At 57.7% G+C, this 10,714-nt stretch carries 8 protein-coding genes; 5 read left to right on the top strand and 3 right to left on the bottom strand.

Translation table 11 applies throughout. The features are described from left to right. Window positions 1-215: 215 nt before the first annotated feature. Complete coding sequence (uxaC, locus tag HNQ72_RS08035; RefSeq protein ID WP_183991167.1) at window positions 216-1,625, bottom strand: glucuronate isomerase; 1,410 nt, start codon at window positions 1,623-1,625, stop codon at window positions 216-218. Next, the gene (locus HNQ72_RS08030; protein ID WP_183991165.1) at window positions 1,603-2,061 is read right to left on the bottom strand and encodes a hypothetical protein; all 459 of its coding nucleotides are present in this window, start codon (window positions 2,059-2,061) and stop codon (window positions 1,603-1,605) included. The genes uxaC and HNQ72_RS08030 overlap by 23 nt, the downstream gene beginning before the upstream one ends. Window positions 2,062-2,602: 541 nt before the next feature. Between HNQ72_RS08030 and HNQ72_RS08025 the strand changes: the two genes are divergently transcribed. The 5 genes from HNQ72_RS08025 to btsR all read left to right on the top strand — a co-directional run bounded on the left by HNQ72_RS08025 (window position 2,603) and on the right by btsR (window position 8,785). Further along, window positions 2,603-4,114 (top strand): mannitol dehydrogenase family protein, encoded by a 1,512-nt coding sequence (locus HNQ72_RS08025; RefSeq protein ID WP_183991163.1) that lies wholly within the window; start codon window positions 2,603-2,605, stop codon window positions 4,112-4,114. Between the two features lie 47 nt (window positions 4,115-4,161). Beyond that, entirely contained in the window at window positions 4,162-5,352 is a 1,191-nt protein-coding gene (uxuA, locus tag HNQ72_RS08020; RefSeq protein WP_183991161.1) for a mannonate dehydratase, read from the top strand. Window positions 5,353-5,464: 112 nt separating this feature from the next. After that, window positions 5,465-6,175 (top strand): GntR family transcriptional regulator, encoded by a 711-nt coding sequence (locus HNQ72_RS08015; protein ID WP_183991159.1) that lies wholly within the window; start codon window positions 5,465-5,467, stop codon window positions 6,173-6,175. 114 nt (window positions 6,176-6,289) lie between these two features. After that, window positions 6,290-7,807, top strand: a complete 1,518-nt coding sequence (locus HNQ72_RS08010; protein ID WP_183991157.1) for a UxaA family hydrolase — start codon at window positions 6,290-6,292, stop codon at window positions 7,805-7,807. Between the two features lie 261 nt (window positions 7,808-8,068). Continuing rightward, window positions 8,069-8,785, top strand: a complete 717-nt coding sequence (gene btsR / locus HNQ72_RS08005; RefSeq protein WP_148145169.1) for a two-component system response regulator BtsR — start codon at window positions 8,069-8,071, stop codon at window positions 8,783-8,785. A gap of 113 nt (window positions 8,786-8,898) precedes the next feature. On the opposite strand, the gene HNQ72_RS08000 is transcribed toward btsR, so the two are convergent. Beyond that, a complete protein-coding gene (locus HNQ72_RS08000; RefSeq protein ID WP_183991155.1) occupies window positions 8,899-10,710 on the bottom strand; it encodes a carbon starvation CstA family protein in 1,812 nt (603 codons plus the stop codon). Between the last annotated feature and the right edge of the window lie 4 nt (window positions 10,711-10,714).

Here is a 10,714-nt window from a genome sequence, read left to right as displayed (position 1 = left end):
AGACGCAAGAAGAACACCTGCCGCCCCGGCAGCGAGGAGCATCGTGCGGATCGCCTTGAAAGTTGGTTTCATTCGTATTTCCTCCATTAATAAATGATTTAATCAGAAATCTGGCCAGCCGGACCCGGTGCCGGGAATGGATGCTGTTGCTCCATTCCCGGCTTTCCGGAAGCCAGTTTTGATAGTCTCCTCGAGCCGACGCCTTTAAGCGTCGGTCAGAGCCGATACGCCTTTTTGGCAAGCGTATAGGCAAGCTCCGTGGCAAGCTCGAAAGCTTCTTCTTCCCTGAGCCTGTGTTCGCTGACGAGTCGCGCCAGGAAAGCGCAATCGACCCGTCGAGCAACGTCGTGGCGCGCCGGTATGGACGGGAAGGCGCGCGTATCGTCATTGAAGCCGACGGTGTTGTAGAAACCGGCGGTTTCGGTGGTCATCTCGCGGAAGCGCCGCATGCCTTCCGGGCTGTCGTGGAACCACCATGCGGGGCCGAGCCGGAGTGCTGGATAGGCGCCTGCAAGCGGAGCCAGTTCGCGGGCATAGGACGTTTCGTCGAGCGTGAAGAGTACGACGGTGAGGTCGCGTTCCGCGCCGACGGCGTCGAGCAACGGCTTCAGGGCGCTGACATAGTCGGTGCGGCCCGGAATATCGAAGCCCATGTCGCGGCCATGGTTGGCAAAGACGGTCGGCGAATGGTTGCGCCTGGAACCCGGATGGATTTGCAGCACTAACCCGTCGTCGAGGCTCATCTTGGCCATTTCCGTCAGCATCTGGCCGCGGAACAGCTTGTGATCATCCAGATCCGACTTGCCAGCGCGGATTCGGTTGAACAGTGCTGCAGCTTCCTGATCCGACAGATTGGCGGTATCGGCTGTAGCGTGACCATGGTCCGACGAGGTGGCGCCGAAGGACTTGAAATAGGCGCGGCGTTTCCGGTGAGCGGCGAGATAGCCCGTCCACGAACCGGTGTCCTCGCCCGTCATGTCGCCCAGCTGGTCGAGGTTGGCGGAGAAGCCCTCGAAATCCGGGTCGACCACGGCATCAGGCCGATAGGCCGTGACCACACGCCCGTCCCAACCGCTGTCGCGGATCGCCTTGTGCCAGCGCAGATCGTCAAGCGCACCTTCGGTGGTTGCGATGACTTCGATGTTGAACCGCTTGAAGAGCGCGCGCGGCCGATATTCCGGTAAGGCAAGCTTTTCAGCGATCAGATCATAGGTCTTGTCCGCGGTCTTTGCGGTCAATGGCTCATCGATGCCGAACAGGTTCGAAAGAACGAAATCCATCCACTGCCGTGTCGGTGTGCCGCGGAAAAGGTAATAGTTTTCGGCAAAAAGCCGCCAGATACGGCGACCATCAGTTTCCACAGCCGAGCCGTCAAGGCGGCGTACGCCAAGATCCTCAAGGCGGATACCCTGGCTGAAGAGCATCCGGAAAATGTAATGATCCGGAACGATCAGAAGCTGAGCCGGATCCGGAAATGGTTCATCCAGAGCATACCATTTGGGATCGGTATGGCCATGAGGGCTTATGATCGGAAGATCCGAGACAGTTTTGTAAAGTGCTTGAGCAATAGAGCGAATACTGTTTTCGGCCGGAAATAGAACGTCAGAATGTATAAGTGATTTCATTGGGGAGCCGACCTCCTTTCGACAACATCAACGCTAGATTGCTGTGAATTGGGATGTCAATGATCTCGTTGCAGCAATGTGGAAGTCGCATTTCTTGATTTTCGTCAATTCTTGCGAGCGTCTTTTTTGCGGGAAATCCGCATTGAATCATGGTCATAAAATCCCTATCGGCGGTGTCTAAAAAATCGCGAAAATCGGTTTCATGCCAGATTGGGTGTGCGAAATTGTCGCAGGTACTTGTCGTGTCCAGTCGAAGGTGTCGCAGCTTTTCCCTGGGGCCGGAGATTGGTTTTCCTGCGTTCGGAAATTCGAGTTGAGGAGATTTTTTCACGGCTGGTTCGCGGAAACACCATTTGGCGAATTGGATAGGTGTTGAGGTGGCTTTCGCGTCGGTCCCAAGAAAAATCAGGCGGCAGCGAACGCCAATTTTATTCATCTAGTTGATATTTCTAATTAAATCGTACCATCCGTGACAAATGTCAATTTCCGGGTGCCTTTCAAAATGTCGCACGCTCGTTATGAATTTTGCTATTCAAGCTCACCCATATGGTAGTATACGTATATGGTAGTGAGGATCGAGGATGAGGAAAACGCGACTGGTGTGACTACGGCAGTGCATGGATTTCGAGGTCGGAGCATATCGATGTTGCTGGTTTTGACGTTTGGTCCACCGGCATATGCATTGGCCGACCACCGGCATGATGAGCGAAAGGACAGTGGTTGCTGCCGTGCTTCGTTCGATACGGTGGCCGGTCGCGATAGGTCGTCATCCATTGGTTCATTTTGAGTGAAGGTAGAAGTTTGCAGGGGCGTCGTGCCGTGTAGTCGGGCGATCTATCTGCTACATGAGATACACGTAAAAAGTGTAATTTTGAGACGGAAAACCCGAGGCTTTATTGCGCCTGCAAGGACTGCGGAAAGACATTGAGTTACGTTCGACGCCCCGTATCTCCTTCTGAGATATCCGAGGATTTTTCATGACTATCGATTTGAGGAATGATGTCGTTCCGAAACGTCTGGGCAATGCCGCGCTGGCCGGCCTTCCGGATGCAGTCGAGCGCCCGACCTATGACCGCGGGGCGGTCTCCCCCGGCATCGTGCATATCGGTCTTGGAGCTTTCTGCCGCGCCCATGCCATGGTCTACACGGATGACGTTCTGCAGGCCGGGGCGACGGACTGGGGTATTATCGGAGTGTGCCTCATGTCGCCCGCCATGCGCGACGCCTTGAAGCCACAAGATGGACTTTACACGCTGCTAAGCCGTGACAATGACACGGATGTGCTGCGTGTCATCGGGGCCGTCCTCGATGTCATGGTGACGGCGGAGCAGAAGTCCGAAGTTTTCGAGCTTCTCTGCAGGCCGGAGATTCGTATCGTGACGCTGACGGTCACGGAAAAGGGATATTGCCTGGACGGTGCGACCGGCGGCCTCGATGAAACACATCCGGCAGTCGTTGCGGATCTCGCCAATCCCACAGACCCGCGAAGTGTTCCCGGCTTCCTGACTGAAGCGCTTCGCTTGCGGCGTGCCGCAGGGCAGGCGCCTTTTACGGTTCTGGTTTGTGATAATCTGGCGCAGAATGGAATCAAAGTTCGCAACGCGGTAACCCGCTTCGCATCGCTTCGCGATGAAGAACTGGGGCAGTTCATCTCTCAGAACGTTGCCTTTCCGTGCACGATGGTCGACCGGATCACGCCCGCTACGCAGGACGCCGATCGGCAGAAGGTCGCGAATAGTCTCGGGATCGTGGATGCTTGGCCGGTTGTTACCGAGCCTTTCCGCCAGTGGGTTGTGGAGGATCATTTTCCGCTGGGAAGACCGGATTGGGAAAGAGCCGGTGCAATCATGGCCGAGGATGTTCTTCCCTATGAGTTGATGAAGCTACGCTGCCTCAACGGGTCTCATTCGACGCTTGCCTATCTCTCGGTGATCGCCGGTATCGAAGCGATCGCTGACGCCATGATGGATGAGGATCTGCCCAAGGTGATCCGCCGATTGTGGGACGAGGATCTGATCCGCACCCTGCCGCCGGTTCCGGGGACCGATGTCGTGGCCTATACGCATGACCTTGAAGCGCGGTTCCGCAATACGGGCGTACGCCATCTGACCCTGCAGATTTCCTGGGATGGATCGCAAAAGCTTCCGCCGCGCCTGCTGGAAGCCGCCGTCGAACTTTATTCTTCCGGTCGAGATCCGAAGGTCATTCCGCTGACCGTTGCGGCGTGGATGAGGTTTCTGTCGGGCAGGAATGAACTCGGACTGGATTATGTCGTCACCGATCCGCATGCGGCGCGGTTGACAAGCATTGCCAAGGATGCCGGCGCTGATGCCGTCAAGCTGGCCAATACACTTTTCGACATTCGCGAAATCTTCGGAGACGTGCTGCCCGCCAATGCGCATTTCCGAGCCGAAGTCATCAAACATTTGTCGAGCCTGATGAGCCATGGGGTCCGCAAAACCCTGAGAGCTTTTCTGGACGAAGCCTGAAGCGCGCAGCTTGGGGCGATACATAAATTAGGGTAGGAGAATACCAAATGGAACAGACATGGCGTTGGTTCGGCCCGGATGATCCGGTGAGCCTGGAAAAAATTCGCCAGGCGGGTGCAACGGGCATCGTCACTGCTCTTCATCACATGAACCAGGGTGGCGTCTGGCCGTCTGACGAAATCGCCAAGCGCAAGGCCGAAGTCGAGGCCGCGGGCCTGACGTGGTCGGTGGTGGAAAGCATCGGGGTCGGTGAAGAGATCAAGACCCGTAGCGGCAATTACCGGGAGAAGATCGACAACTACAAGCAGTCGATCCGCAATGTCGCCCGTTCCGGCGTGAAGGTGATCTGCTACAATTTCATGGTGATCACCGACTGGAGCCGGACCAATCTGATGTACCGGCTGCCGAATGGCGGTTATGCGCTTCGTTACGACAGCGTCGATTTTGCCGCCTATGATATCTTCGTTCTTGGCCGAACCGGGGCCGAGGCATCCTATTCGGCTGAACAGCTCGCTGCTGCCAAGGCCCGATTCGAGGCCATGGACGAGGCGAAGATTTCGGAACTGGAACGTAACCTTATCGACTGGCTGCCGGCGCGCGACTTTGCCTATACGCGTTCCACGTTCAAGGAGATGCTCGAACTCTACCAGCAGATCGGGGTCGAGGATCTTCGCGCCAATCTGATCGAATTCCTGCGTGAGATCACGCCGGTGGCGGAAGAGGAAGGCGCACGGCTGTGCATCCATCCCGACGATCCGGCTTTCCCGATTTTCGGTCTTCCCCGTGTTCTGTCCACTGCGGATGATGTGCGCGCGTTGTTCAGAGGCGTTCCCCAGGATGCTTGCGGCCTGACTTTGTGCACCGGCTCTTTCGGGTCCAACCCGAAGAACGATCTGGTGGCCATGACGAAGGAATTCGCGCCGCGCATCCACTTTGCTCATTTGCGCAATACGAGCCGCGAGCCGGATGGGTCATTCTACGAGGCGGATCATCTCGGCGGCGATACGGATCTCGTTGCAGTGACGGCGGCTCTTATGGCGGAAGAAGACCGTCGTGCTTCGATTGGTCATCCGGTGCCGCAGATTCCGATGCGACCTGATCACGGACATCTTCTGGGTGACGATATCGGCCAGAAATCCAATCCCGGTTACTCTTTTGTCGGCCGTCTCAAGGGATTGGCGGAGCTTCGGGGCGTCATGCAGACCGTGCAGGCTTTCAGGGAGGGGCGCGTGGCATAACAGACAGAGTACAGTTTCGCAGCCTGCAACGGCATCAATGTTGCCGATACGTCGGAAATCTCGCAAAAGAGGATAATTCGCCCTGACTGCAACAAAGAAGATGAGTGACTGAATGGTGGATCGCAGCCGTTCCCGTTTGACGAGCCAGGTGTTCGACAAGATCCGGGAAGATATCGTATGCGGCCGTCTTGCTCCGGACGCCCCCTTGTCCGAGGCAGACCTTTGCCAGCAGCTGGAAGTTAGCCGGACGCCCGTGCGTGAAGCACTTATCAAGCTTGCCGAAGAAGAGCTGGTCGTCATCTATCCGCATTTCGGGACATTCGTTGCGCCGATTTCGCTCGAAGCCGTCACGGTTGGGCAGTATATTCGCGAGAAGCTGGAATGCGCACTTGTCGAGGATGCGATCAAACGCATGGATGACGATGGGCGCGAACGCATTCGCGCCAACTTGCGCGAGCAGGCTGCAGTGGTCGGAAACGGTGACGCGTTCTACCGGCTCGACAACGTCTTTCATGCCCTCATCGCCGAACTCAGCGGCTATGCTGGCGCGTGGAATGCGATCTTGCGGGCCAAGACACAGCTCGATCGCGTGCGATATCTGACGACGCAGGACAGCGACCGGATGGCCGTCACCCTGATCGAACACCAGATGATCGCAGACGCGATGATTGCAGGTGATGTCGATGTTACGGTGGCCCACATGCGTTCTCACCTTCGAACCGTTTTCGGGCATCTCGATGGCCTCGGGCTGGATGATCCCCGGCCTCGCCTGCCGTCCCGCAAGCGCGGTGGCAGAGGTAATTCGGCAGCACAGGACGCCTGATGCAATCTCAGCCTGAAGGCTGAGGCAGGCGACAATTCAAAGACTTCGATGCATGGCCTGGAGACTGGCCGGCAATGCACCCGGCATGGAAGCCGGATCAGGAGAAAGATAGCTATGATCAAGAACAGCATTTGCCTTCATCCCGCCGACAATATCGAGATCGCATTGCGCGATCTCAAAGCTGGCGACATCCTGACGACAAGCGGTGTCGCGACCGGCCAGGCCATTGCGCGCGGACACAAGATTGCGACCGCTGCAATTCCCGCTGGCGGCAATGTATTGCGCTACGGACAGATCATCGGCCAGGCCAAGATCGATATTGCTGCCGGCGATCATATTCATGTCCACAACCTGGGCATGGGCGAGCATGCGCAGGATTACGCGTTCGCCAGCGCCAATTCGCCTTTGCCGGCTGCCACAGAAGCGCGGACGTTCATGGGTTACAAGCGGGCTGACGGCAAGGTCGGGACCCGCAACTATATCGGCATCCTGACGACGGTGAACTGTTCCGGTTCGGTCGCCCGTTTCATCACGGAAGCGGCCGAGAAATCAGGTTTTCTCGATGCGTTTCCGAATGTCGACGGTATCGTACCGATCTCGCACGGTACGGGTTGCGGCATGTCGACCGATGGCGAAGGCTATGCCACGCTGTTCCGCACGCTTTCCGGTTATGCGCAGAACCCCAATTTCGGCGGCATCCTTCTTGTCGGTCTCGGCTGTGAGGTGATGCAGATCCCGGATCTGGTCGGTGGCCGTCGCATCCGCCAGGACGGCATGCTGCGTTACATGACGATCCAGCAGGAAGGCGGCACGCGCAAGACGATCGAGAGAGGTCTGGAAGAACTGCGCGGCGTTGCCGAGTTTGCCAACCGCACGACGCGCACGCCTGCTCCGGTTTCGGAAATCACGATTGGCATGCAATGCGGCGGCTCGGACGGTTATTCCGGCATTACCGCCAATCCGGCACTCGGTTACGCCTCAGATCTTCTCGTCCGGCATGGTGGTACGACCATTCTTTCCGAGACGTCCGAGGTCTATGGCGCAGAACACCTTCTGACGCGCCGCGCCGAAACGGAAGAGATCGGCAACAAGCTGATCGAGCGGCTAAAGTGGTGGGAAGATTATTGCGCCCGCAACGGTGGCGAGATGGACAACAATCCTTCCCCCGGCAACAAGAAGGGCGGGTTGACGACGATCCTTGAAAAATCGCTCGGTGCTGTCGCCAAGGGCGGCACGGCGCCGTTGCTCGGTGTCTACAAGTTCGGTGAAAAGATTGACCGCAAGGGCTTCGTGTTCATGGACAGCCCCGGTTTCGATCCGTGCTCGGTGACGGGCCAGGTCGCATCGGGCGCCAACCTGATCGTCTTCACCACCGGCCGCGGTTCGGTTTCCGGCTACAAGCCTACACCCTGCATCAAGATCTCGACCAATTCCGAGATGTATGAGCGGATGAAGGACGATATGGACCTCAACTGCGGCGATATCGTCACTCAAGGGGTGACGATCGAGGAGAAGGGAAAGGAGCTTTTCGAGCTGATCATCCGGGTCGCATCAGGCGAACAGACCAAGAGCGAAGAGCTGGGTTATGGCGGTGCGGAATTCGTGCCTTGGCAGATTGGCGCCGTGATGTAAGGACGTTGCACGGCAGCAGTTGGTTTCCACAGACCCAGCCGATTGGTGTGCCTGATGAAATTCGATGGTCCGGTGCCTTCATGGCACCGGACCATCTGTTGTTTTTGCTGCCACAAAGAGCGACGCTGTTTTGGTCAGTGGCGAGCGTTGATCTGCCGCAAGGTTGACATGCTTGCGGCCAATTACGACGGTGCTGCGACATTCCGTACACCGGCGGTGTCAGTTAAGAGCATGTTCTTTCCCGCTGGATGACTTGAGCGCATGAGAGTTCTGATCGTAGACGACGAGACCCTGGCACGTGATGAGCTGAAATCGCTTATCGCGGAAGAGAGCGATATCGAAATCGTCGGCGAATGCGCCAATGCGATCGAAGGGATTGCGGCGATCAACCGGCTGTCACCGGAAATCATGTTTCTCGACATCCACATGCCGCAGGTCACCGGGCTGGAAATGCTCAGGATGATCGATCCCGAAAGGATGCCGCGCGTCGTGTTTCTTACCGCCTATGAGGAATATGCGGTCAGGGCCTTCGAGGAAAATGCCTTCGATTACCTGTTGAAGCCGATCCAGGAGGAGCGACTGCAGAAGACCCTGGCGCGTCTTCGCAAGACGACTTCGGACCAGCGGGAAAAGCTGCTCGATGTTGCGCCGCCGCTGCGTCATATCCCGTGCACCGGTCTTAACCGGATACGGCTGATGAAGCTGGAAGAGGTCGAGGCTATCTTTTCAAAGCCGGGCGGCATCTATGTGCTCGGTAATGACGGGCATGAGCATTTCACAGAATTGACCCTTCGGACGCTGGAGGAGCGGACGCGGCTTATCCGCTGTCATCGCCAGTACATGGTCAATCCGGAGCATATCAAGGATATCGCGCTTGGCGAAAACGGCGTTGCCAATATCCTGACCCTTGGTGGGCGCTCCATTCCGGTCAGCCGGCGTTTTCTCGGGCCGCTGAAGGAACAGCTCGGCATCCTCTGACGCTGATCCGATCCCCGACACTTTATATTATGCACCTCCTAAAAATTCGAACCGGGCGCATGTGGGTCTCACATGCGCCCGGTTCCGGCTCGGGAGGAATTTTGGAGAGCCGTTTATTCGGCCGGTGTACCGAGATATTTCTCGGTTCCGCCGGCTCTGTTTACACGAAGCATGTCCTTCCACTTGAAGATCGCGGTGACGAGGATGATAACACCCAACGCCATCATGATCATCGAAAGAACGGCGTTGATGGGGTTGTAGCCCTTGGCTGCTTCGTTGAGATAGACGTTGGCGATCATCCAGTAGCCTGCGTAGTTCACGGTTACGAACAGGTAGGCGAGCGGGATGAGGCAGGTCAGCACATAGATCCGCTTGGCCGAGAGCCGCAGGATGATGGTTGCGCCGATGGTGAGACCCAGCGAGGCCATCATCTGGTTCGACACGCCGAACAGAGCCCAGACCGAGTTGATGTCGCCCGAATTGAGGAGATAACCCCAGAGAAGGCAGGCGACGACGCTGGCGAAGATCGAACCCGGCAGCCAGTTGATCTGCTTCATCGGAGCCCAGAGGTCGCCGAGGATATCCTGGATCAGATAGCGGGCGACGCGGGTTCCCGAGTCGATCGCGGTCAGGATGAAGACGGCTTCGAACATGATGACGAACTGGAAGAAGTAGGCAGCCAGTGTCTTGAACCAGGGAATGCTGGTGAAGATTTCGGTCATGCCGACGGCGAGCGTCACGGCGCCACCGGTACGGCCGGCGAGGTCCATGCCGATCGACTGTTCAAGGCGGGGCAGGTCCTGAACGGTCATGCCGAGCTTGGCGAAGACTTCAGGCGAAGCGTTGATGGCGAAGTAATCGGCCATCGGAAGTGCGGTTGCGGCGATCAGGGCGAGCACGGCAACCAGGCATTCGACCAGCATCATGCCGAAGGCGACCGGGCGGATGTCGCTCCACTTGTCGACCAGCTTGGGCGTGGTGCCCGAGCCGATGAAGGCGTGGAAACCCGAGATCGCACCGCAGGCGATGGTGATCGAGATGAAGGGCCAGACCGGGCCGGCCAGAACCGGGCCACCGCCATGGATGAATTCGGTCAGGGCAGGCATCTTGATTTCAGGGTTGATGATGACGACGCCGACGACGAGGGCGGCAAACACGCCGATCTTGAGGAAGCTCGAGAGATAACCGCGCGGGGTCAGGAGCAGCCAGACCGGCAGGGCGCTGGCGAGGAAGGCATAGATCGGCAGCATGACGCCGAGCGTATCGTAGTGGAAAGTGAACCACTGGCCGAGTACCGATTCCTGGACATAGGGACCTGCGAAGACCGAGGCGAGAATGGCGGCGAGGCCGACATAGGTTGCGATCTTGCCGTTGCCGCCCATCTTTTCATAAAGGCCGACGATCATGGCGATCGGGATGGTCATGAAGACGGCGAAGGTGCCCCAGGGGTTACGTTCCAGCGCATGGACCACGACCATCGACAGGCCGGCCATGGTGATGGTGATGATGAACAGCATCGCAAGGCCTGTGCACCAGCCGGCAACCGGACCGAGTTCCGCCTTGGCGACTTCCGACAGCGACGAGCCCTTGTGCTTCATCGAGGCGAAAAGCACGACCGTGTCATGCACCGCGCCGCCGATGACGCAGCCGACGAGAAGCCAGATCAGGCCGGGCAGGTAGCCGTATTGGGCGGCGAGGACCGGGCCGACAAGCGGGCCGGCGGCGGCGATGGCAGCAAAGTGCTGGCCGGCATTCACCCACTTCTTGGTGGGCACGTAATTGCGTCCATCCGCCAGCGAGTGCGATGGAGTGGTTTCGGCGTCGTTGATACCAAGCACCTTGCGGACAAAGAAGATACCGTAGAAGCGGTAGCAGATGGCAAGGATGCAGGCCGACCCGATGACAATCGATAAAGCATTGCTCATGGTA

The organism is Aliirhizobium wenxiniae (assembly GCF_014201355.1).
GTDB lineage: Bacteria > Pseudomonadota > Alphaproteobacteria > Rhizobiales > Rhizobiaceae > Neorhizobium > Neorhizobium wenxiniae.
Note: the sequence above shows the minus strand (reverse complement) of the source record. Positions and strands in the feature narration are given on the sequence as shown.